At 71.6% G+C, this 21,102-nt stretch carries 23 protein-coding genes; 9 read left to right on the top strand and 14 right to left on the bottom strand.

Annotated elements, in window-relative coordinates:
- Positions 1-127 precede the first annotated feature (127 nt).
- Together ACWCQ6_RS00115 and ACWCQ6_RS00120 are read right to left on the bottom strand one after the other, a co-directional pair.
- On the bottom strand, positions 128-1,768 hold the full coding sequence (locus ACWCQ6_RS00115) for a solute symporter family protein (RefSeq protein WP_451084495.1): 1,641 nt from the start codon (positions 1,766-1,768) through the stop codon (positions 128-130).
- Complete coding sequence (locus ACWCQ6_RS00120) at positions 1,765-2,133, bottom strand: DUF485 domain-containing protein (protein ID WP_451084496.1); 369 nt, start codon at positions 2,131-2,133, stop codon at positions 1,765-1,767. Before ACWCQ6_RS00120 ends, ACWCQ6_RS00115 begins: the two co-directional genes overlap by 4 nt.
- A 288-nt stretch (positions 2,134-2,421) precedes the next feature.
- Between ACWCQ6_RS00120 and ACWCQ6_RS00125 the strand changes: the two genes are divergently transcribed.
- Positions 2,422-3,957, top strand: a complete 1,536-nt coding sequence (locus tag ACWCQ6_RS00125; protein WP_451084497.1) for a S8 family peptidase — start codon at positions 2,422-2,424, stop codon at positions 3,955-3,957.
- A gap of 84 nt (positions 3,958-4,041) precedes the next feature.
- Positions 4,042-5,466 (top strand): CoA transferase, encoded by a 1,425-nt coding sequence (locus ACWCQ6_RS00130; protein ID WP_451084498.1) that lies wholly within the window; start codon positions 4,042-4,044, stop codon positions 5,464-5,466.
- Positions 5,467-5,472: 6 nt separating this feature from the next.
- Here the strand turns inward: ACWCQ6_RS00130 and ACWCQ6_RS00135 are convergent, their stop codons facing one another.
- From ACWCQ6_RS00135 to ACWCQ6_RS00165, 7 genes are all read right to left on the bottom strand, one after another.
- Positions 5,473-6,153, bottom strand: coding sequence for a lysoplasmalogenase (locus ACWCQ6_RS00135; protein ID WP_451084499.1), 681 nt, complete (start codon positions 6,151-6,153; stop codon positions 5,473-5,475).
- A complete protein-coding gene (locus tag ACWCQ6_RS00140; RefSeq protein ID WP_451084500.1) occupies positions 6,150-7,022 on the bottom strand; it encodes a sterol desaturase family protein in 873 nt (290 codons plus the stop codon). The genes ACWCQ6_RS00135 and ACWCQ6_RS00140 overlap by 4 nt, the downstream gene beginning before the upstream one ends.
- A gap of 238 nt (positions 7,023-7,260) precedes the next feature.
- Positions 7,261-7,974, bottom strand: a complete 714-nt coding sequence (locus ACWCQ6_RS00145; RefSeq protein WP_451084501.1) for a VIT1/CCC1 transporter family protein — start codon at positions 7,972-7,974, stop codon at positions 7,261-7,263.
- Positions 7,975-7,999: 25 nt separating this feature from the next.
- Positions 8,000-9,223 (bottom strand): amidohydrolase family protein, encoded by a 1,224-nt coding sequence (locus ACWCQ6_RS00150; protein ID WP_451084502.1) that lies wholly within the window; start codon positions 9,221-9,223, stop codon positions 8,000-8,002.
- Entirely contained in the window at positions 9,223-10,500 is a 1,278-nt protein-coding gene (locus tag ACWCQ6_RS00155; RefSeq protein ID WP_451084503.1) for an amidohydrolase family protein, read from the bottom strand. Before ACWCQ6_RS00155 ends, ACWCQ6_RS00150 begins: the two co-directional genes overlap by 1 nt.
- A 10-nt stretch (positions 10,501-10,510) precedes the next feature.
- Positions 10,511-11,395 carry an SDR family NAD(P)-dependent oxidoreductase gene (locus ACWCQ6_RS00160; RefSeq protein WP_451084504.1) on the bottom strand — a complete coding sequence of 295 codons (885 nt, stop codon included), beginning with the start codon at positions 11,393-11,395 and terminating at the stop codon, positions 10,511-10,513.
- Positions 11,392-12,192 carry an acetoacetate decarboxylase family protein gene (locus tag ACWCQ6_RS00165; RefSeq protein WP_451084505.1) on the bottom strand — a complete coding sequence of 267 codons (801 nt, stop codon included), beginning with the start codon at positions 12,190-12,192 and terminating at the stop codon, positions 11,392-11,394. Before ACWCQ6_RS00165 ends, ACWCQ6_RS00160 begins: the two co-directional genes overlap by 4 nt.
- A 140-nt stretch (positions 12,193-12,332) precedes the next feature.
- Here ACWCQ6_RS00165 and ACWCQ6_RS00170 point away from each other — a divergent pair, with 140 nt between their 5' ends.
- From ACWCQ6_RS00170 to ACWCQ6_RS00195, 6 genes are all read left to right on the top strand, one after another.
- Positions 12,333-13,007, top strand: a complete 675-nt coding sequence (locus ACWCQ6_RS00170) for a TetR/AcrR family transcriptional regulator (protein ID WP_451084506.1) — start codon at positions 12,333-12,335, stop codon at positions 13,005-13,007.
- A 29-nt stretch (positions 13,008-13,036) separates the two neighbouring features.
- Positions 13,037-14,035 (top strand): DEDDh family exonuclease, encoded by a 999-nt coding sequence (locus tag ACWCQ6_RS00175; RefSeq protein WP_451084507.1) that lies wholly within the window; start codon positions 13,037-13,039, stop codon positions 14,033-14,035.
- Between the two features lie 63 nt (positions 14,036-14,098).
- Complete coding sequence (locus ACWCQ6_RS00180) at positions 14,099-14,332, top strand: hypothetical protein (protein ID WP_072482991.1); 234 nt, start codon at positions 14,099-14,101, stop codon at positions 14,330-14,332.
- A 72-nt stretch (positions 14,333-14,404) separates the two neighbouring features.
- Positions 14,405-15,220 carry an SURF1 family cytochrome oxidase biogenesis protein gene (locus tag ACWCQ6_RS00185; protein ID WP_451084508.1) on the top strand — a complete coding sequence of 272 codons (816 nt, stop codon included), beginning with the start codon at positions 14,405-14,407 and terminating at the stop codon, positions 15,218-15,220.
- Between the two features lie 98 nt (positions 15,221-15,318).
- Positions 15,319-17,118 carry a glycoside hydrolase family 15 protein gene (locus ACWCQ6_RS00190; RefSeq protein ID WP_451084509.1) on the top strand — a complete coding sequence of 600 codons (1,800 nt, stop codon included), beginning with the start codon at positions 15,319-15,321 and terminating at the stop codon, positions 17,116-17,118.
- Between the two features lie 5 nt (positions 17,119-17,123).
- Positions 17,124-17,879: an SDR family oxidoreductase gene (locus ACWCQ6_RS00195; RefSeq protein ID WP_451084510.1), complete on the top strand. Its 756-nt coding sequence runs from the start codon at positions 17,124-17,126 to the stop codon at positions 17,877-17,879.
- 41 nt (positions 17,880-17,920) lie between these two features.
- On the opposite strand, the gene amaP is transcribed toward ACWCQ6_RS00195, so the two are convergent.
- From amaP to ACWCQ6_RS00220, 5 genes are read right to left on the bottom strand one after another with little or no spacing between them, the layout of a single operon-like run.
- The gene (amaP, locus tag ACWCQ6_RS00200) at positions 17,921-18,499 is read right to left on the bottom strand and encodes an alkaline shock response membrane anchor protein AmaP (protein WP_451084730.1); all 579 of its coding nucleotides are present in this window, start codon (positions 18,497-18,499) and stop codon (positions 17,921-17,923) included.
- 5 nt (positions 18,500-18,504) lie between these two features.
- Positions 18,505-19,221, bottom strand: coding sequence for a DUF6286 domain-containing protein (locus ACWCQ6_RS00205; RefSeq protein WP_451084511.1), 717 nt, complete (start codon positions 19,219-19,221; stop codon positions 18,505-18,507).
- On the bottom strand, positions 19,218-19,580 hold the full coding sequence (locus ACWCQ6_RS00210; protein WP_451084512.1) for a hypothetical protein: 363 nt from the start codon (positions 19,578-19,580) through the stop codon (positions 19,218-19,220). Before ACWCQ6_RS00210 ends, ACWCQ6_RS00205 begins: the two co-directional genes overlap by 4 nt.
- Positions 19,577-19,768, bottom strand: a complete 192-nt coding sequence (locus tag ACWCQ6_RS00215) for a hypothetical protein (RefSeq protein ID WP_189541269.1) — start codon at positions 19,766-19,768, stop codon at positions 19,577-19,579. The genes ACWCQ6_RS00210 and ACWCQ6_RS00215 overlap by 4 nt, the downstream gene beginning before the upstream one ends.
- A 32-nt stretch (positions 19,769-19,800) precedes the next feature.
- A complete protein-coding gene (locus ACWCQ6_RS00220; RefSeq protein ID WP_451084513.1) occupies positions 19,801-20,274 on the bottom strand; it encodes an Asp23/Gls24 family envelope stress response protein in 474 nt (157 codons plus the stop codon).
- 92 nt (positions 20,275-20,366) lie between these two features.
- On the opposite strand from ACWCQ6_RS00220, the gene ACWCQ6_RS00225 reads away from it, so the two are divergent.
- Positions 20,367-21,062 (top strand): hypothetical protein, encoded by a 696-nt coding sequence (locus ACWCQ6_RS00225; RefSeq protein ID WP_451084514.1) that lies wholly within the window; start codon positions 20,367-20,369, stop codon positions 21,060-21,062.
- Positions 21,063-21,102: the final 40 nt, after the last annotated feature.

A 21,102-nucleotide genomic window follows, 5' to 3' on the forward strand; every position in this document is an offset into this window, starting at 1 on the left:
CTGACTCCTTCGAGAGTACGCGAGAGCGGTGACATCGGCGGGACCCGTTCGGCACGAGGAGCTGCGTGGCCGTGTCGTAGGACCCTGCGACACGGCCACGCGGCGGGAGCCCGGGGGCGCTGTCCGCTCAGTGCGCTCCGACGCCGGTGAGGGACTTGACCTCCAGCTCGGCGTACTTGCCCTTGTCCGGCCTCTCCTTCGAGAGGAGGGAGCCGACCCAGCCGAGCAGGAAGCCCAGCGGAATGGAGATCAGGCCGGGGTTCTCCAGCGGGAACCAGGCGAAGTCGACGCCCTTGAACATCGAGGTCTTGGGGTTGCCGGAGACGACCGGCGAGAACAGCACCAGGATCACCGAGCTCGCCAGACCGCCGTAGATCGACCAGAGCGCACCCTGGGTGGTGAACCGCTTCCAGAACAGGCTGTAGAGGATGGTCGGCAGGTTGGCGGAGGCGGCAACGGCGAACGCCAGCGCCACCAGTCCGGCGACGTTCATGTCGCGGGCGAAGGCGCCCAGGACGATCGCGACCGCGCCGATGAGGACGGTGGCCCAGCGGGCGGCCCGCATCTCCTCCTTCTCGGTGGCCTTTCCCTTGCGGATGACGTTGGCGTAGATGTCGTGCGCGAAGGAGGACGAGGAGGCGAGGGTGAGCCCCGCGACGACGGCGAGGATGGTGGCGAAGGCGACCGCCGAGATCACCGCGAGCAGCACGGCGCCGCCGGTGGAGCCGACCCCTCCGAGGTATTCGGCGAGTTGCGGGGCGGCGGCGTTGCCGGCCGGGTTCTTCGCCCTGATCTCGCCGGGGCCGATGAGGGCGGCGGCGCCGAAGCCGAGGGCGATCGTCATCAGGTAGAAGGCGCCGATGATGCCGATGGCCCAGTTGACGGACTTACGGGCGGCCTTGGCGGTCGGCACCGTGTAGAAGCGGATCAGGATGTGCGGCAGGCCGGCGGTACCGAGGACCAGGGCGATGCCGAGGGAGAGGAAGTCCAGCTTCGAGGTACCGGTGACGCCGTACTTGAGGCCGGGCTCCAGGAAGGCCGCTCCGTGTCCGCTCTTCTCGGCGGCCGTGCCCAGCAGGTCGGAGATGTTGAAGTCGAACTTCAGCAGCACCAGAAAGGTCATCAGCAGGGCACCGGCGATGAGCAGTACGGCCTTGACCATCTGCACCCAGGTGGTGCCCTTCATGCCGCCGATGGTGACGTACACGATCATGAGTACGCCGACCAGCGCAACGATGAGGATCTTGCCCGCGTCGCTGGTGATGCCGAGGAGCAGCGAGACCAGGACGCCCGCGCCCGCCATCTGCGCGAGCAGGTAGAAGATCGAGACGACGATGGTGGAGACGCCGGAGGCGGTACGGACGGGGCGCTGGCGCATCCGGTAGGCGAGGACGTCGCCCATGGTGTAACGGCCCGAGTTGCGCAGCGGTTCGGCGACCAGCAGGAGGGCGACGAGCCAGGCGACGAGAAAGCCGATGGAGTACAGGAAGCCGTCGTAGCCGAAGAGAGCGATGGCCCCGGCGATGCCGAGGAACGACGCGGCGGACATGTAGTCGCCGGAGACCGCGAGTCCGTTCTGGAAGGCGGTGAACTGACGGCCGCCCGCGTAGAAGTCGGAGGCGCTCCGGGTCTGCCGTCCGGCCCAGACGGTGATGCCCAGGGTCGCGGCGACGAACACGGCGAAGAGCGTGATGATCAGCGGCCGGTGCTCGGCGGTCGAGGAGGCGGCCAGCTGGAGGGCGGGGTGCGAGTGGTACGCGGCGCTCATGCGTCGGCCTCCATACGGGACTTGATGGCCTCGGCCTTCGGGTCGAGCTTCGCGGCCGCGTGGCGCGAGTAGAACCAGGCGATGAGGAAGGTGGTGACGAACTGGGCGAGGCCGAACACGAAGGCCACGTTGATGTTGCTGTACACCTTGGTGCCCATGAAACCGCCCGCGTAGTTGGAGAGCAGCACGTAGAGCAGGTACCAGAGGACGAACGCGATGGTCAGCGGGAAGGCGAACGAACGGTACGAGCGGCGCAGTTCGCCGAACTCCGCGCTCTCCTGCACCGCGACGAACGCCTCCGTCGTGGGCTGGGCAGGGCGGGTGTCCGTACTGGCCTCGGGCGGCGGCGGTGCATCGGTAGCCACGGAATCTCCTCGCGACGCGGGTGCGGTGGTGTCGGTGACGGTGGATCTCACTGGGAAGGCTCGGTATCGGGGGCTCGGTGCACCTCCCCCGACAACGGCACGGAGAGCGCGGCAGAGCGGTTCACGGCCGCCGCGCACTTCTCCCGCGCGCCGTTTCGCGCCCGTCCGGCCGAATCCGGAGCTGCGAACTCATTGATCAACGGGCTGATCAGCGATAACTTCACTCGTCATGTACGCGACCGGGCATGCCCGTGTCCGGTCGATCGGTACGGATGATGTGGAGACCCCATGGCTCAGCTGGGATCCAGACGGACGCGCGCGCTCACGTTGCCCGTCGGATTGGCCCTCACGGCTTCGCTCGGCTTCCTGCCGACGAGTGCCGCCTCTGCCGCACCCGTGGACGCGCAGCCCACGGCCGCGGTGTCGACGGACGGACCGAAGCTCTCCTACGTGGTCAACACGCGGGGCGGTCACGGGACCGTCAAGCGGGTGAAGAAGGCGATAGCCGACGCCGGCGGCACGGTGGTGGTCGCCTACGAGCAGATCGGCGTCATCGTCGTCCACTCGCAGAACCCGGACTTCGCGGAGACGGTCCGCCGGGTCAAGGGTGTCGATTCGGCAGGGGCCACCCGCACCAACCCCATCGTTCCGCAGGCCACCACGGACACCGGGGCCGAGCAGCCGCTCGCCGCCGCGCAGGCGAAGGCCGCAGCGGCTCAGGCCACGGCGGACCAGGACCCGATGGAGCCCCTGCAGTGGGATCTGCCCGCCATCAAGGCGGACCAGGCGCACAAGAAGACGCTGGGCAGCCGCGACGTCACGGTCGCGGTCATCGACACGGGTGTCGACGACACCCACCCGGACCTGGCGCCGAACTTCGACCGCGGGGCGTCGGCGAGCTGCGTCTCCGGGGCGCCGGACACGACGGACGGCGCCTGGCGTTCGAAGACCGGTGAGAGCAACCACGGCACGCATGTCGCGGGGACCGTCGCCGCCGCGAAGAACGGCGTCGGGGTGACGGGCGTCGCGCCGGGCGTCAAGGTCGCCGGGATCAAGGTGGCGAACCCGGACGGGTTCTTCTACACCGAGTCGATCGTCTGCGGCTTCGTCTGGGCCGCCGAGCACGGTGTCGACGTCACCAACAACAGCTATTACACCGACCCGTGGATGTTCAACTGCAAGAACGACCCGGACCAGAGCGCTCTGGTCGAGGCCGTCGCGCGCGCCACGCGGTACGCGGAGCGCAAGGGCACGGTGAACATCGCCTCCTCCGGCAACAGCAGGTTCGACCTGGCCTCCGACGCGATCGAGGACACCACCAGCCCGAACGACAGCACCGCCGCCACCCGGACGGTCAACCCGCGTGAGTGCCTCGACATCCCGGCGTTGCTGCCGGGCGTCGTGACGGTCTCCGCGACCGGCGCCAAGGGCCTGAAGGCCTCGTACTCGAACTACGGGATGGGCGTCATCGACGTGGCGGCCCCGGGCGGCGACTCCACGGCCTACCAGACGCCCGCCCCGCCGGCCACCAGCGGCCTGATCCTGTCCACGCTGCCGGACGGCAAGTACGGCTACAAGGCCGGTACCTCGATGGCCTCCCCGCATGTCGCGGGTGTCGCGGCCCTGATCAAGTCGACGCACCCGCACGCCTCGGCGGCCGCGGTGAAGGCGCTGCTGATCGCCGAGGCGGACGCCACGGCGTGCGGTGACCCGTACGACATCAACGGTGACGGCACGATCGATGCCGTCTGCGAGGGCGGCAAGAACCGCAACGGCTTCTACGGTGCCGGTGTGGTGAACGCGCTGAACGCGGTCCGCTGGTAGCGGGAACGCGGCTCGCGGTGGGAGGGGCCGGAGTCTTCGGGCGGCCCCTCCCACTTTGATGGCACTCGGTGCCATAGTGTGTGGATGACTCATGCACCGAAGTCCGGTACCGAGCAGGCCTGGGCGGCGCTCGGCGGTGATCCAGCGCTTCTCGCGCACATCACGACGGACGGACCCGGCGGGCTGCTCCCCGCCCGGCTGCCCGTCATGGAGCTGGCCCGTTCCGCCGTCGCGGTCTGCTCGCTGGCCGCCGCCGAGCTGGCCGCGCGCCGCACCGCGGGCCCGGTGCCCCGGGTCCGGATCGACGAGGGCGCGGTGGCCACGGCGTTCACCAGCGAGCGCCACCTGCGGATCGACGGGCGCGCGCCGACCAACTTCGCCCCGTTGTCACGGTTCTGGCGCACCGCGGACGGCTGGGTCCGGACCCACGCCAACTACCCGCACCACCGGGCCCGCTTGCTCGCCACGCTGGAGCTTTCCCCCAGGACCCCGGACGACATCGCCGTGGACACCGTCGCCGCCTCGTTCGCCGGGCGCCGGAGCGACGAGATCGAACGGACGGTGTACGAAGCGGGCGGCCTGGCCGTGGCCGCCCGTACGCCCGGTCAGTGGGCGGCCGACCCGCGGGGCGCCGCGGTCGCGGGCACGCCGCTGGTGGCCCGGGAACGCATCGACGACGCGCCGGTGCGCCGGACGGCGCCGCTCACCGGTGAACCGCTGCTGCCCGCCGCCGGGTTGCGGGTGCTCGACCTCACCCGGGTGATCGCGGGGCCGGTCGCCACCCGTACGCTCGCGCTGCTCGGCGCGGACGTCCTGAGGATCGACGCCCCGCAGCTCCCGGAGAGCCCGGACGCGCACGGCGACACCGGCTTCGGGAAGCGGTCGGTGGATCTGGACCTCGCCGGCCGCTCGGGGGCGGCCGCGTTCGACCGGCTGCTGGCCGACGCGGACGTGGTCGTCATCGGCTACCGGCCCGGTGCGGTCGAGCGGTTCGGACTGACCCCCGAGTCCCTGGCCGCACGCAGGCCGGGGCTGGTGGTCGGGCGGCTCTCGGCCTGGGGGCACGGTCCGTGGGCCGGGCGGCGCGGCTTCGACAGCCTGGTCCAGGTGGCCACCGGCATCGCGTCGGTCGAGGCCGGCGCCGGGCCCGGGGGCCCGCCCGGTGCGCTGCCCGCCCAGGCGCTCGACCACGGCACCGGCTATCTGCTGGCCGCCGCCGTGCTGCGGGCGCTGACCGAGCAGCACGACGAGGGCGGCTCCCGGCTGGCGACACTCTCACTGGCCCGTACCGCCTCCTGGCTGCTCGACGAACTGCCCGCCCCCGGCCTTGCGGAAACCGGGGCCGAGGGCTTGTACGACCCGGAGAGGTGGCTCACGGAGACGGACAGCCCGCTGGGCCGGCTGCGGCACTCGGTGCCACCGGTCGCCTTCGAGGGTTCGCCCGCCGGCTGGTCGCGCCCGCCCGGCCCGTTGGGGGCGGACGCGGCCGCCTGGCTCACGGCTCGATGAGCACCTTCAGCGCCGTGCGCTCGTCCATTGCCCTGTGACACCGGCCCATTTCGATCCCGGTGCGAGGATTCCGACGGTCAGCAGGAACTGCGCCGCGATGTAGGTGAGCATGATCCAGAAGTCGGGCGCAGGCAGCTGCGGCCAGTCCGCGATGCCGGTGGCGATCAGCGCGTCGGAGAGCAGGAAGAGCGCCCCGCCGGTGGCCGCGTACGGGCCGAGCGTGCCGGCGCGGTACGCCATCGCCGTGAGCAGCAGGCTGTAGCCGGCGATCGGGATTCGCATCTCGGCAGGCAGATCGGGCCAGATCAGGATGATGAAGGCGGTCAGTACGGCGGCGTAGACGAGCGCGGCAGGCACCGAGCCGCGGGCCCGCCCGAAGTACCACAGGTAGCAGATGTGCCCCGCGGCGAAGGAGCCCATTCCGATGAGGAAGGCGGCGTCGGTGTCGGCCAGCAGGAACGTGTCGCCGCCCCAGCCGAACAGGAGCGCCACGATGAGCAGCCGGGGGCCGCGCCGGGCTGCGGCGTACCCGGCCAGCAGCGGCATCAGCAGGGGCTTGGCGACGAGGTGGGCGGCCGGGACATCGGCGAGCAGGCCGACGAGGTCGACGGCCGCGGCCACGAGGAAGGCGATGAACAGCGGGCGTACGAGACGCTCCCGCCGGTCCTGGGCGGTGTCGGCGCTCATCCGGTGCGCTCCGGGGCGGCCGTGCGGACGGTCCGGCCGGCCGGCTGCCAGCCGGGCCCGCGGAAGATCCGCCCGGCCCGCTCGCTCCAGCTGTCCGCCGAGCGCAGGTCGCGGGCGATGGCGGCGTACTCGTGGGTGGCGACACGCAGCGGGTTGAAGGTGTTGATGTTCTTGGTGAGACCGAACACGGGCCGCTCGGTCTCGGCGGTGAAGGACCCGAAGAGCCGGTCCCACAGGATCAGGATGCCGCCGAAGTTCCGGTCCAGGTAGCCGCCCTGCGAGGCGTGGTGCACCCGGTGGTGGGAGGGCGTGTTCAGTACGTACTCCAAGGGCCTGGGGAGCTTGTCGATGCGCTCGGTGTGCACCCAGAACTGGTAGACGAGGTTCGCCGACGAGCAGAAGGCGAGCGCGGCCGGATGGACCCCGCACGCGATCATCGGCAGGTAGAACGGCCAGACGGTCAGCGAGGTCCAGGGCTGGCGCAGCGCGGTGGAGAGGTTGAACTTCCGGCTGGAGTGGTGGACCACGTGGCAGGCCCAGAGGATCCGGATGACGTGGTGGCCCCGGTGGGACCAGTAGTAGAAGAAGTCCTGGGCGAGCAGCATCAGCGGGACGGTCCACCACAGCACGGGGACGCGGAGCGGGGTCAGCTCGTAGACCGCGGTGTAGATCGCGACGATGGGTACCTTCCACAGCAGGTCGAAAGCCAGGCTGCCCAGCCCCATGCTGATGCTGGTGACGGTGTCCTTCGTCTCGTATCCGGCGGCGTCCTCGTCGGGGTGGAAGTGGTGCAGGGCCATTTCCAGGACGGTGAGCAGAACGAAGGCCGGTATGGACCAGAGCACTACATCGGGCAGGTTCGTCGGCATGCCAGAACCGTAGAGCCGCAGGTCGGCCGGGGTCTAGACGTTGTTACCAACAAGTATACGAGACTCGGTGTCAGCAGTCTTTGGCGACTTCCGCCAAAGCGGGCGGGATTCGGCGGGTTCGCGCGCCGGGCCGCTCAGCAGCGCCTCGGGAAGATCGGGCGCCGCCCGGTGATCAGCGGGTTGCCGGGCATGTCGTGTCGCGGCGCGGCCCCCGCCCGGCCGTGATCCGCGGCCGGGCTCAGACCCCCGCAGCCCCCAGCAACTGCCCCGCCCCGTAGGTGACCGCCATCGCCAGCGCTCCCCCGCCCATGTTCCGCAGCACCGCCGGCCTCACCCTCGCCTCGCCGAGCCGGGCGCTCCACCAGCCGGTGAGGGCCAGCGCCGCCAGTACCGACAGCACGGTCACCAGGAGCCGCAGCGACGACGGCGGCAGCACGATCGCCAGCAAGGGCAGCAGCGCACCCACCGTGAACGCCAGGAAACTCGCGCCCGCCGCGTGCCACGGGTTCGTCAGCTCGTCCGGGTCGATGCCCAGCTCGACCTCCGCGTGAGCGCGCAGTGCATCGCGTTCGGTGAGCTGGAGGGCGGCATCCCGGGCGACGTCCCGGCTCAGCCCCTTGCCCTCCAGCAGGCCGGTCAGCTCTTCGAGTTCCGCCGCCGGGGCCTCCTTCAGCTCCCGTTTCTCCGTCGCGAGGGCGGCCCGCTCCGAATCGCGCTGGGTGGAGACCGAGACGTACTCGCCCGCGGCCATCGACATGGAGCCGGCCAGCAGCCCGGCCAGTCCCGCCGTGAGCAGGGCACCGCGGTCGCCGGTGGCGCCGGCCACGCCGACGACCAGGCCCGCGGTGGAGACCACCCCGTCATTGGCGCCGAGGACCGCGGCGCGCAGCCAGTTCAGCCGTGTGCCGAGACCGTTGCCGTGCGGTTCGTCGTGCGTCCGGATTTCCGTCACGCGGGGATGGTCTCACCCCGCACGGTCACCAGACGCGTACCGACCCGCCCGGTGCGAAGGCGGGGCTGGTCGCGTCGGGCGGAACCTCCTTCAGCGGCTCGGCGATCTCCTCGACCGTCGGGCCGACCCCGGCCGCGACGCGGTCGAGCGCCGCCAGGTCGAACCCGTAGACACGGGCCGCGTTGCCGCCGGTCATCGCCGCGATCTCCTCGGGCGGCAGGCCCGCGTACGCGATCCGCAGGCCCTCCCGTGAGTACGGGGCGGTGCCCTCGTCGTGCGGGTAGTCGCTGCCCCACATGATCTTGTCGAGGCCGATCCGGTCGCGCAGCGGCACCTCGTGGGGCCGCATGAAGCTGGCGCCCACGTAGCAGTTGTCGCGCCAGACCTCACTGGGGCTCGCGCCCATCGAGGCGGCGAGCCCCGCGCCGAAACGGGACTCGGCGGTGACTGCCCGGTTCGCCGCCGCGACCAGGCGGCCGTGGTAGTAGTCCAGCATCTCCACGACGCCGGGGATCCAGCCGGAGCCCTGTTCGGTGAGGACCAGTTTCAGTCCGGGATGGCGGCGGAACGCGCCGCCGAAGACCAGGTGCCACAGCGCCCGGTGCGAGAACCAGGTCGTCTCCACCATGAAGACGGCGCGTGCCGCCGGTTCGTCGCCGAGCGGCGGGGAGGCCGAGCCGCCGTGGTGGTTCACGGGTACGTCCAGCTCCTCGCAGACCGCCCACAGCGGGTCGTACACCTGCGAGTACAGCTCGGGAACACCGGAGCCGGGCGGTGCGCCGGGCAGCAGGATGCCGCCGGTGAGGCCCGCGGCCTTGGTGCGGCGGACCTCGCGGACCGCTTCCGCCGGGTCGTTGAGGAGGATCTGTGCCACGCCCGCACGCCGGCCCGGTGCCTGCGCGCAGAAGTCGGCGAGCCAGCGGTTGTGGGCGCGCAGCCCGGCCCAGCGCCGTTCGTACTCCGCCCGCGACGGCGCGGGCGCCATCAGGGAGGCGGAGGGGAAGAACGGCGGGATGGTGTTGGGGAAGACGACCTCCGCGACGATGCCGTCCGCCTCCAGCTCCGCGACGCGGCGTGCGGAGTTCCAGTTGCGGTCGGCGGTGTCGGCGAGGAGGTCCTCGTACGGATTGACGTAGGCCGCCGCCCACGCGTCGAAGTCGTCGTGGTACTTCGTCTCCAGGTAGGGCCGGTAGTCGAGGAGATCGGCTCCGGCGTGGCAGTCCGCGGAAATGACCGTGTAGCGGTCCATCACCGAACCCCCAGGACCGGGAAGTCGTGGTCGGTCAGCCAGTGCCGGCCCACTTCGCGCGACCTGGCCCAGGACGCCTCGACCGCCGCCTGGTCGGGGCTCTGGCCGAGGTCCTCGGGTGTGGGGCCGATGCGCTCGGCGACCGGGGCGAGCTTCGCCGTGTCGAAGCCGAAGACCTCGGCTGCGGCGAGGCCCAGCATGCGGCGGGTCTCGGCGACGGGGATGTCGTGGAAGGTGTCGCGCAGCCACTGGGCGGTGTTCGGCCAGGTGCCTTCGGGGTGCGGGAAGTCACTGCCCCACAGGATGTTGTCGACACCGATCTCGTACCGCTGGGCGAGTTCGCGGCGTTTGGTGTTGGTGGCGCAGATGAAGACCTGGCGGTCCAGGTACTCGTGCGGGGGCCGCTTCAGTTCGGCGAACGGGGAGAGCTTCTTGCCGCCGTGGGCGCCCAGGTAGAGCCGGTCCATGAACCAGAGGAGGTTCGGCAGCCACCAGCAGCCGGACTCGGCGACGCCGAACCTCAGCCCGGGATGGCGTTCGAAGGCGCCCGACCAGAGCAGGAACCAGAGCGGGCGGGACGGCCACCAGGTGACCTCGGAGACGTAGATCCCGAGATGGTCGCCGTACTCGTGGCGCGGGGCCGCCCCGGAGTGCGTGACCACCGGCATCGCCGTCTCGGCGGCGGCCGCCCACACCGGGTCGTAACGACGGTCGTGGTACGGGGCCTTGTCCACCCACATGGAGGGGATCATGAGCGCACCGAGTCCGGACTCCTTGGCCCGGTGGATCTCCGCGACGACCCGGTCGACCTCGCCGGTGACGGGCAACAGGGCGACCCCGCAGTGGCGTTCGGGGTTCTGCGAGACGAAGTCGGCCAGCCAGCGGTTGTGGGCCTGCGCACCCGCCATGCCCAGTTCGGGGTCCTGGTCGCCGGAGAGCCCGAGGCCCACGCCGAACGGGGCGGCGGTCCGGCTGTCGACGGCGTCCGCGTCCGGGAAGACGACCTCGGCCGCCACTCCGTCGCCGTCCAGTTCCTTCAGGCGCCGGGCGGCGTCCCAGCCGCCCTTCAGGCCTTCCTCGTTGTCGCGGAACCACTTGTCGGCGAAGGCCTCGTTGCGTACGCCGAGGCGGGTCATCTCCTCGCGGCGGCGGTCGCGCCCGGCGAGGAAGTCGTCGAAGTCCCGGTGGAAGCGGGAATCGAGATAGGGCCGGTACTCCTCGGTGGGCAGCCCGGCGTGGCAGTCGGAGGAGATGATCAGGTACGGGTCGTCGGTCATCGCTCGCTCCTCAGTCGAGTACGAAACTCTCCAGGTACGACGGGTTGGCCCGGTCGAGCATCGACTGCGACCTGGCGCGGATCTGCCGGTCGCTGTGCTCGCTGTCCGGCAGCATCCAGAAACGGTCGGCGCGTATCCCGTCCACGACGGTCCCCGCGACGTCCTCCACCGGGGTGAACTCCACCTCGTGGCCCGCTGCCCGCATGGCGGATTCCCACTGGTCGAGGCTGCGGTACGGAGTCCTGCGCGGGCGCTCCTTGGCGTACCGTTCTGGCCGGTTGCGGTGCGACTCCCACAGTCCGGTACGGAGCATGTGCGGGCCGGGGAAGAGCACCGAGGCACCGACCGGCGCGCCCTCGGCCCTCAGATGCGCGTACAGCGACTCGGTCATCGTGACGACCGCGGACTTGGTGACCGCGTACACGGAGGCGGTCGGCAGCGGGGCGATCCCGCCGTCGCCGGACGAGGTGTTGACGACATGGCCGGGGCCGCCGCCCGCGATCATGCGTGGTACGAACGCCTGGATGCCGTGGAAGACGCCCCAGACGTTGACCGCGAACGCCCACTTCCAGTCGTTCGGCTCGTGCTCCCACATCCGCCCCTCGGCCCCGGAGCCGACACCGGCGTTGTTGCACAGCACATGTACGGCACCGAAGGTGTCGTACGCGGCTTCGGCCAGGGCCTGTACGGATTCCCGCTCGCCGACGTCGACGACCCGGGCCAGCACCTGCGCACCGTCCTGGCGCAATGCGCGCGCCGCCCCGTCGAGCGCGTCCTCCTCCACATCGGCGAGGACGACACTCAGCCCCTCGGCGGCGAACCTGCGTGCCATCGCGAGGCCGATGCCGCTCGCGGCGCCGGTGACGACGGCTACCTGACCCTCCTCCAGCCTCATCGGACGCTGCCCTCCGGCGGGCCGTCGTGGATCTGCTGCGGGTCGTCGTAGCGCTGGTGGATGTACGGCAGCAGGGCCTTCGCACTCACCCGCTCCACGGCCCTGCCCCGCTGGTCGCTGGTCTTCTCGCCGATGGTGAGCTCGACCAGCCTCGTCACGGGAAGATCGGCGACCGGGTCGTACACCGACTCGCGCAGCACCACGTCGCCCGAGACGCGTTCCAGTCTGCGGACCTTCTCGTGGCGGGTGCAGTGGATCAGGACGGGGTCGGAGTCGAAGCCCTCGCCGTCCACCGCGGGCAGGAATTTGAAGTAGAAGTCGAGCTTGGCCGTCGGCCGGGGCAGCGGCAGCGATCCACTGACCGCGCCGAGCACCTCGACGAACGCGATGCCGTGCCGGACGAGCGCGGCCCGGACGACGGGGCCGTCGCGTTCGACGGTCACCTCGCCGAGCTTCTTCGGTTCGCCGAACACCTCACGGCCGCCGGTCAGCGCCCGTTCATGAGTCATCGGCATGACGAGCGGATACCAGCCCTCGTGGCCGTCGTGGACGGCGGCGACGGCGACGGAGCCCGCGCCGAGTGGGTAGCCGGGGAGTTCGACCGTACTGATGCTTGCCCGGACGAGCGGACGCCGTGCGGGTTCGAGGGGAGGCGGGAGGACGGCCGCCACCGCTTCGGGGTCGCTTTCCCAGAGGGCCACCACACCGGTGGACCAGATGTCGGGGAGTGTGGAGCGGGCCTCGCGGGCCGCCGCGATCTCGGCCTCGGTGCGCGCGCCGTACCGTACGCGTGCCATGCCGTACCACCCTTCTCGGTCGTCCGTGAATCGTTCTCCGTGTCTCGGTTGTCCGTGCCGGTTCTGTAACACAGTTACACCGCTGTCGATGAAGGGTAAATAGGCATGCACGTAACGGAGTTCGAGGATCAAGGAGCACTGTGGCGCGATCGTCGCTGACCCGCGAAGAGGTCCTGGACACGGCGGCCGCCCTGGTGAAGCGGCACGGCCCGCAGGCCCTCACCATGCGTGCTCTGGCCGCGGAACTGGGCACCGCGGTGACATCGATCTACTGGCACGTCGGCAATCGTGAATCGCTGCTGGACGCCCTCGTCGAGCGCACCGTGCAGGAGATGGGCACCCTGCGTCCGGCCGGCCGGACCCCGGCGGCCCGCATCGTCTCGGTCGCCCGCGGGCTGCGCCGCCAACTGCGGGCCAGACCGCATCTGATCGCGATGGTCCACGAACGAGGGCTCACCGAGCGGATGTTCCTGCCCGCGCAACAGGCCCTCGTCCACGAGGTGCACGCCGCGGGACTGCGCGGAGCGCGGGCGGCGGCAGCGGTGCGGGCGGTGCAGTTCCAGACCGTCGGCTTCCTGCTCGTCGAACGCAACCGGGAACGGTCCCCCGTCCAGTCCCCCGGCGAGGGCGATCTGTGGAGCGCGTCCACCGCGGACGACGACCCGGCGCTGGCCCGCGCACTGGCCCGGCCCGCCGCCCCGGAGCGGCTGTTCGAGGTCTCCGTACGGGCCCTGGTGGAAGGGCTGCTGGCAGACCCCCGGCAGGAGCTGGCGCGCCGCACAACCGGCGCACAGGAGCGGGAGGCGGCCGAATAGGAGACTGTCGGTCGCGGCCCGTATTCTCTGTGACCATGCTCGACGACCGCCAGACCACAGCACCGTGGCCGACCGCCTACCCGCAGGGGTACGCGGTCGTCGACGTGGAGACCACCGGACTCGCGCGGGACGACCGGATAGTGTCCGCCGCCGTCTACCGCCTGGACGCCCAGGGCGACGTCGAGGACCACTGGTACACCCTCGTCAACCCCGAGCGCGATCCCGGCCCGGTCTGGATCCACGGGCTGACCAGCGACGTCCTCGAAGGCGCCCCGCTCTTCCCGGAGATCGCCGCCCAGCTCTCCGAGCGGCTCGCGGACCGCGTCCTCGTCGCGCACAACGCGGCCTTCGACTGGTCGATGCTGGCCCGGGAGTACGCACGGGCCTCGGTCGTCGCCCCCGTGGAACAGCGGCTGTGCACCATCGCGCTCTCCAAGGAGCTGCGGCTGCCGCTGCCCAACCACAAGCTGGAGTCGCTGGCCGCGCACTTCGGCGTCGTGCAGCAGCGCGCCCACCACGCCCTGGACGACGCCCGGGTGCTGGCCGAGGCGTTCCGGCCGAGCCTGCACGCGGCGGCTCGGGGCGGAGTGCGGCTGCCGCTGCTGGAGTGCCGGCCGCTGACGGAGTGGTCGGACTCCCCGGTCACACCGCGGATCGGCTACCAGCCCTCGTACGGTCACAGCAGCTGGCGCCCCTCGCGCAAGCGCCCGGCGTGCCCGTATCCGAACCCCGGGCGGTACGAGAAGGACAAACCGCTCATGCAGGGTATGCGGGTGGCCTTCTCCGGGGACACCTCCGTCGACCGTGAGCTGCTGGAGGACCGGGCCGTGGAGGCCGGACTGCACGTGGCGACCAGCGTGTCCCGGCTGACCAGTCTGCTGGTCACCAATGACCCGGACTCGGCGACGTCGAAGACGGTCAAGGCCAAGTCGTTCGGCACACCGATTCTGGACGAGAGCGCCTTCACCCATCTGCTGCGCGATGTGGCACCCGCGTCGGCCCGGGTTCCCACGCCGTCATCGGAGTGAACCGGCGGCGACTCGCCCTTCCGCCGCTCGCCCGCCGCCGCCTCGCGTCCCACCCTGTGGCGCATGGCACGTTGCGAGGTTTGCGGAAACGACTACGGGATGTCCTTCGAGGTGCATGCGCAGGGCGCGGTGCACGTCTTCGACTGCTTCTCCTGCGCCATTCACCGCATGGCGCCCATCTGTGAGCACTGCCGGGTCCAGATCATCGGCCAGGGCGTCGAGGTCGACGGGCACTGGTTCTGCGGCGGTCACTGCGCCCGCGCCGAGGGGAAGGTGGGCATCATCGACAAAGTCTGAGCAGCGGCCGCCGAGCCCCTCTTCCCCCACCCCTGCGCGATGCACCCCACGACACAGTTGTACCGTCGTGGGGTGTACCGCTTCCTGTTGACCCGGCAGTGGCTGATCCTCGCCCTCCTCGCCCTCGTCCTGATTCCCACGATGGTCGAGCTGGGCTTCTGGCAGTTTCACCGGCATGAGCACAAGGTCGCGCAGAACTCTCTGATCTCCCGCAATCTCAAGGCGAAGCCGGTTCCGGTCACCTCGCTCACCGCTCCGGGTCACACGGTCCCGCGCTCCGACTACTGGCGGACGGTGACGGCCACGGGCACGTACGACACCGCGCACCAGGTGGTCGTACGCCGCAGGACCTCCGCCGACGGCCGGATCGGTGTCCATGTGCTGGTCCCGCTCGACCTCAAGGGTGGCGGCACGGTTCTGGTCAACCGCGGCTGGGTGCCGTCCGCCGACAGCCAGAGCGCCTTTCCCGAGGTGCCGCCCGCGCCCCGCGGCGAAGTGACCGTCACCGGGCGGCTCAAGGCCGACGAGACGACGAGCGCCAGCGGCATCAAGGACATCTCGGACCTGCCGGACCGCCAGGTGATGCTGATCAACAGCGCCCAGGAGGCCGAGCGGCTCTCCCGGCCGGTGCTCGGCGGCTACATCGAGCAGACCGCGCCCGAGCCCGTCGGCGGCTCCCCGGAACTGATCGAGGCCCCGGACGACAGCTCGATCGGCCCGCACATGGCGTACGCCGTGCAGTGGTGGCTCTTCGCCGCCGCTGTCCCGGTCGGGTACGTTGTGCTGGCCCGCAGGGAGAAGCGCGACCGGGTGGCGGCCGCGGCCGAGAAGGCCGCCGGGGGGCAGCAGCCCGCCGAGCCGGAGAAGCCGGAACCCGCGACGGCCTGACGTCGTGTCCGCCGGATGCGGGGCCGGGCGTCCCGGCCGGGTGACCCCCGCCGTCCGGGACTGCTTAGCAGGGCCCAGGTTCGGGAACACGCCAGAACGTGACCCCACGCATCGAGGACTACGCCCTCATCGGCGATCTCCAGACAGCCGCCCTGGTCGGCAGAAACGGATCTGTCGACTGGCTCTGCCTGCCCCGCTTCGACTCGGGCGCCTGCTTCGCCGCCCTGCTCGGCGACGAGGACAACGGCCACTGGCGGATCGCCCCGAAGGGCGCGGAGACCTGCACCCGACGCGGCTACGCGGGTGAGTCCCTCGTCCTGGAGACGTTCTGGGAGACCCGCACCGGCACGGTCAAGGTCATCGACTTCATGCCGCAGCGCGACCGGGAACCCGACGTCATGCGGATCGTCGAGGGCATCAGCGGCACGGTCGAGATGAGCTCCGTGATCCGGCTGCGCTTCGACTTCGGCTCGGTCGTGCCGTGGGTGCGCCGCTCGCAGGGGCACCGGGTGGCGGTCGCGGGGCCGGACTCGGCCTGGCTGCGCAGCGAGCCGCCGGTCAAGACCTGGGGCCAGCAGTTCTCCACCTGCTCGTCGTTCACCGTCACCGCGGGCGACAAGGTGGCGTTCGTACTGACCTGGCACCCCTCGCACTCGCCCCGTCCCGATCTGGTCGACCCGCACGAGGCGCTGGAGAACACCCTGTCCGACTGGGCCGAATGGTCCTCGCGGTGCAGGTACCGGGGCCCCTACCGGGAAGCGGTGATCCGCTCGCTGATCACGCTGAAGGCGCTGACCTTCGCCCCGACCGGCGGCATCGTCGCGGCGCCCACCACCTCGCTGCCGGAGGCGATCGGGGGCGTACGGAACTGGGACTACCGCTTCTGCTGGCTGCGGGACTCCACGCTGGCCCTCGGCGCCCTCATCTCGGCCGGCTACCTGGAGGAGGCCGCCGCCTGGCGCGACTGGCTGCTGCGGGCGGTCGCCGGGGACCCGGCCGACCTCCAGATCATGTACGGCCTCGCGGGCGAACGCAGACTGCCCGAGGCGGAGCTGCCGTGGCTGCGCGGGTACGAGAACTCCGCCCCGGTCCGGATCGGCAACGCCGCGGTCCGCCAGCGTCAGCTCGATGTGTACGGGGAGGTCATGGACTCGTTGCGGCTCGCGCGCGAGGCGGGCCTGGGCGACAAACCGCACGCCTGGAGGCTGCAGCTCAGTCTGCTCGGCTTCCTGGAGTCCACCTGGCGCGAGCCGGACGAGGGGCTGTGGGAGATCCGCGGCCAGCGCCGCCACTTCGTGCACTCCAAGGTGATGGCCTGGGTCGCCGCCGACCGTGCCGTGCGCACCCTGGAGAGCAACCCCTCGCTGGCCGGCGACGCCGACCGGTGGCGCGCGATGCGGGACGCGGTGCACCGGGAGGTGTGCGAGAAGGGGTACGACCCGGAACGGAACACCTTCACCCAGTCCTACGGCTCCCGGAACCTGGACGCCGCGACGCTGCTGATCGCCCGGACCGGCTTCCTGCCCCCGAACGATCCCCGGCTGATCGGAACGATCGACGCGGTCCGGGCCGAGCTGGGCCGCGACTGCCTGGTGCGCCGCTACAGCACGGACGGCTCCTCGATCGACGGACTCCCCGGCAGCGAGGGGGCCTTCGTGGCGTGCTCGTTCTGGCTGGCCGACGCCCTGGTCCTGACCGGGCGCGCCGACGAGGCCAGGGATCTCTTCGAGCGGCTCCTGGCACTCCGTAACGACGTGGGGCTGCTGTCCGAGGAGTACGACACCACCGGCCGCCGCCAGCTGGGCAACTTCCCGCAGGCGTTCAGCCACATCGGCCTCGTGGGCACCGCCATGGCACTGGCCGGGGAGGACACGATGGAGCCCGACGCGGCAGGATAGAGGTCATGGATCTTGGACTGAAGGACCGTGTGTACATCGTCACCGGAGCGACCCGGGGCCTGGGCAACGCCACGGCGCGGGTGCTCGCCGACGACGGCGCGAGGGTGATCATCACCGGCCGGGACGAGAAGCGCGTCGAGGCGGCCGCCGCCGAACTGGGGGCGCCCGCGGTGGGCCTCGCCGCCGACAACGCCGACCCCGCGTCCGCACAGCGTCTGGTGGATGCGGCGCACGAGCGGTTCGGGCGGCTCGACGGCATTCTCATCAGCGTCGGCGGACCGGCCCCCGGCTTCGTGGCCGACAACACCGACGAGCAGTGGCAGTCGGCCTTCGAGTCGGTGTTCCTGGGCGCGGTACGTCTCGCCAGGGCCGCGGCGAACGCGCTCGGCGAGGGTGGTGTGATCGGCTTCGTGCTCTCCGGCTCCGTGTACGAGCCGATCCCCGGGCTGTCCATCTCCAACGGGCTCCGCCCCGGCCTGGCCGGTTTCGCCAAGTCCCTGGCCGACGAGCTCGGTCCGCGCGGGATCCGGGTGGTGGGCGTGCTGCCGGCCCGGATCGACACGGACCGGGTGCGTGAGCTGGACGCCCTCTCGGGCGACGCGGAGGCCTCCCGGACGGCGAGCGAGGCACAGATCCCGCTGCGGCGCTACGGCACCCCGGAGGAGTTCGGCCGGACCGCGGCGTTCCTGCTCTCGCCCGCGGCCTCGTATCTGACGGGCATCATGGTGCCGGTCGACGGGGGCTCGCGGCACGGCTTCTGAACCGGAGCCGGTCGTCGGCCGGCCCGTCCGGCGACCGGCTGTCAGCTCACCCGCTCCGCACGGTGCTTGACGGCTCTCAGCCGTACCTCGGCCGGCAGCTCGGCCAGCCCCGCCGAATCCTGCGCATGGGCCAGCGCCTCGTCGGTGAGGCGGCCGAGCGCCTCGTCAGGCGCCGCGTGCGGCTCCATCAGCAGGCGGATCATGGCCTGTGGCGAGCTGCGCCGGCCGGTCAGCGCGACCTGGGCGCGGGCCACTCCGTCCAGCGTCCCCGCCTCACCGGCGAGCACCCCCTCCAGGGCCCGGCCCCGCAGCAGCGCCCCCTCGCCGTCGCCACTGTCCACCAGCACCTCGGCGAGCCGGGCGCGGCGCAGTTGGGCCAGCAGCCACCACAGGGCGAGGACGACCACGACGGCGAGGACGGCGAGGACCGTCGGCCACCACCAGCCCTGGTCGCGCCATCGGTCCCGGTCGGCCTCGCTGATGAGCACGTCGTGCCTGCCGTACCAGGGCCACCAGGACGGCACGGACAGGCCGAGACCGGCGGCGAGCACCGCGCCGCCGCCGCAGATGAGTACCAGCCCGGCCAAGGCGAGCAGTACCCGGTTGACGGTCCTGAGCAACGGGCTCACCTCTTCTTCGTGGGCCGGCGGACCTGTACGGACAGGCTCGGCGGCCTTGCCAGCCCCAGTTCCCTGATGCCGGTCTCCAGCACGGTGTCCAGATCGGCCCGTACGTCGTCGAGCTCCCGGAAGTGCGAGACGGCGCGCACCGTCGCCCTGCCCCGGCCCATCCGGACCCGCACCGACTGCACTCCGGACACCTCGACGGCCCGGTCGCGCAGGACCAGCGCGGCGGCGGACCGGTCGAGGGCGGCCCGTACGCCGCGACGGTCGCGGCGCATCGGCAGCAGGTCGCGCAGGCCCGGGGTGACGGCGAGCACGAGCAGCCACAGTCCGATCGCCACGACGAGCGCGGCGGCGGCGAGCAGCCAGACGTTCTCCAGCGGGCGCCGGGCGAGCTCGTCGGCCAGCGACCGGCGCCACTGCATCGCGGGCCGGCCGGCCCGTACCGCCGCCACGTCGTAGAGCAGCAGTCCGCTGCCGCCGAGGACCACGAGGGCGAGGAGCGCCGCGGGGACACGGCGCACGGACCAGAACCGGCCCGCCCGGCCGCCGCCCTCCCCGTGCGCGGGCACCGGGTCGTAGGCGGCGGACGAGGCGGACTGGTCGAGTTCGAGCACAGCGCCCTGCTCCGCGGGTGTGTCCCCCTCTCCGGCCGCTGCGACGGGGCCGGTGGCGGGCAGTCCTCGCGTACGGTGCTCCGGTTCGTGGGGCTCGGTCATCGGATCCTTCCCTGGGCCGCGATGCTCGCTCCCGTCGGATGCAGGCGCTCGACCTGTACGACCACCTCGGGCACTTCCATCCCCGCCAACGCCCTTACCCGCTCGGCGACATGCCGACGCACCCCGCCGCACTGGCGGCCGATGTCGGAGGGGTATCCGAGCTCCAGGCTCACCCGGACCCGGGCGGTGTCCCGGTGCACCGTGACCGTGGCGCGCGGTGCGGTGCCCTCCTGCGGCGGCTCGTCGACCGCCTCCTTCGCCGCCTGCGCGGCAATCTTCGCGACCACCCGGTCGGCGATCCGGGTCTCCCCGCGCTCGCCTGCGGCAATCCGGCCGCTCGCCCCCGACAACGCCGTCACCGCCGTCGGTCGCCGCGCTCGCGACTCCGGAAGAAGTCGCCGAGCTCCAGGTCACCCTCCAGGAGGCGACCGGCGACGAAGCCGACCGCTCCCAGTGCGGCCACCAGCAGGAAGGCCCCGAATCCGCCGAAGTACCCGGCGAATCCGAGCGCCATGCCGGCCACCATGCCGACCACAGCCATGCTCATCGTGCGCTCCTCAACTGCCTTGCGCCAAAGGTCTACTGGAGACGTGGCTCGGACCGCTCGTCCTCATCGGTCTCGTCGGGCAGCTTCACATCGCTCACCGCGATATTGACCTCGACGACCTCCAGTCCGGTCATCCGCTCGACCGCCGCGACCACGTTCTCCCGTACGTCACGGGCGACATCGGCGATCGAGACGCCGTAGTCGACGACGATCTCCAGGTCGAGAGCGGTCTGGGACTCACCGACCTCCGCCTTCACGCCACGGGTGACGGACTTGCCACCACCGGGTACCTTCTCGCGCACCGCTCCGAAGGTGCGCGAGAAGCCGCTGCCCATGGCGTGGACACCGACCACGTCGCGCGTCGCCATCCCCGCGATCTTCTCGACCACTCCATCGGCGATGGTCGTACGGCCACGGGTGGCGGGGGCTCCCCCGCCGCGCTTGATGAGCGTGCTCGATTCCTTGTCGGAGCTCTCGGGCCGGTTCCGCTGTGTGGTGTCGGTCATCGCCGTTCTTCCCTTCAGGGCAGATTGGACCTCTTTGCCTACATTAGGTGCGCTTGCCCCGTCTCGCGCCATGGATGCGGCAGGCTGGGGAAATGACGACGGCTGACGGCCCGCGCGGGGCGGACGGATGGACAGCGGCGGTACGGCAACGGCTCGGCCTCGGCCGGCTGCTTCCGCTGGGCGGTCCGGCGGACGGGGCCTGGATCTCGGAGCGGGCCGCGGTCGCGGTGCTGCGGGGCGCGGTGGCGGGGTCCGGCCCCGTGCTCGGAAAGGTCAGGATCTCGGTGGCCGATCCGGACGGGGCACCGGACGCGGAGGTGGAACCGCCGCCGAGCGCGCTGCCGCCGGGGCCGCTGCGGATCGAGGCGACGATGTCGGCCGTGCCCGGCCGGCCGCTGCCCGTCGCGGCCGGTGAACTGCGCTCGGCGCTGCTGACTGCGGCCGGAGAGCGGCTCGGCCTGGCGGTCGCCGCGGTGGACGTCCGGGTGACGGAGCTGCTGGACGGGCTGCCCGAACGGCCGGCTCCCGCTCCGATGGAGGTGCACGCGGCGGCGGCGGAGGGGGTGGCGGGGAACGCAGCGGCGGGTGTGGTGGGTGTGGTGACGCTGACCCGGGTGCTGGGGCGTGCGGTGCACACGGGCCCGGACCATGTGCGGGTCGAGCTGGCGACGGACCCGGGCCACCGGGCGCTCGACGTGGCCCGTGCGGTGCGGGACGCCGTGGCGGACGCGGTGGAGGGGCATCCCTCGGTCGCGGTGCTGATCACCGCGGTGGCGGAGCGGGGATGAGCGTGGGGCGGGCCCGGACGGGTCCCGCCCGCAATCGGGG

This window comes from Streptomyces sp. NPDC001880, assembly GCF_053594575.1.

Bases quoted from the DNA above. Each gene is read 5' to 3' on its own strand.
- ACWCQ6_RS00215 (WP_189541269.1), bottom strand. From the start codon at position 19,768: ATGAGCATGGCTGTGGTCGGCATGGTGGCCGGCATGGCGCTCGGATTC.
- ACWCQ6_RS00150 (WP_451084502.1), bottom strand. From the start codon at position 9,223: ATGGACCGCTACACGGTCATTTCCGCGGACTGCCACGCCGGAGCCGAT.
- ACWCQ6_RS00125 (WP_451084497.1), top strand. From the start codon at position 2,422: ATGGCTCAGCTGGGATCCAGACGGACGCGCGCGCTCACGTTGCCCGTC.
- ACWCQ6_RS00220 (WP_451084513.1), bottom strand. From the start codon at position 20,274: ATGACCGACACCACACAGCGGAACCGGCCCGAGAGCTCCGACAAGGAA.
- ACWCQ6_RS00155 (WP_451084503.1), bottom strand. From the start codon at position 10,500: ATGACCGACGACCCGTACCTGATCATCTCCTCCGACTGCCACGCCGGG.
- ACWCQ6_RS00180 (WP_072482991.1), top strand. From the start codon at position 14,099: ATGGCACGTTGCGAGGTTTGCGGAAACGACTACGGGATGTCCTTCGAG.
- ACWCQ6_RS00115 (WP_451084495.1), bottom strand. From the start codon at position 1,768: ATGAGCGCCGCGTACCACTCGCACCCCGCCCTCCAGCTGGCCGCCTCC.
- ACWCQ6_RS00135 (WP_451084499.1), bottom strand. From the start codon at position 6,153: ATGAGCGCCGACACCGCCCAGGACCGGCGGGAGCGTCTCGTACGCCCG.
- ACWCQ6_RS00165 (WP_451084505.1), bottom strand. From the start codon at position 12,192: ATGGCACGCGTACGGTACGGCGCGCGCACCGAGGCCGAGATCGCGGCG.
- ACWCQ6_RS00225 (WP_451084514.1), top strand. From the start codon at position 20,367: ATGACGACGGCTGACGGCCCGCGCGGGGCGGACGGATGGACAGCGGCG.
- ACWCQ6_RS00140 (WP_451084500.1), bottom strand. From the start codon at position 7,022: ATGCCGACGAACCTGCCCGATGTAGTGCTCTGGTCCATACCGGCCTTC.
- ACWCQ6_RS00160 (WP_451084504.1), bottom strand. From the start codon at position 11,395: ATGAGGCTGGAGGAGGGTCAGGTAGCCGTCGTCACCGGCGCCGCGAGC.
- ACWCQ6_RS00195 (WP_451084510.1), top strand. From the start codon at position 17,124: ATGGATCTTGGACTGAAGGACCGTGTGTACATCGTCACCGGAGCGACC.
- ACWCQ6_RS00205 (WP_451084511.1), bottom strand. From the start codon at position 19,221: ATGACCGAGCCCCACGAACCGGAGCACCGTACGCGAGGACTGCCCGCC.
- ACWCQ6_RS00130 (WP_451084498.1), top strand. From the start codon at position 4,042: ATGACTCATGCACCGAAGTCCGGTACCGAGCAGGCCTGGGCGGCGCTC.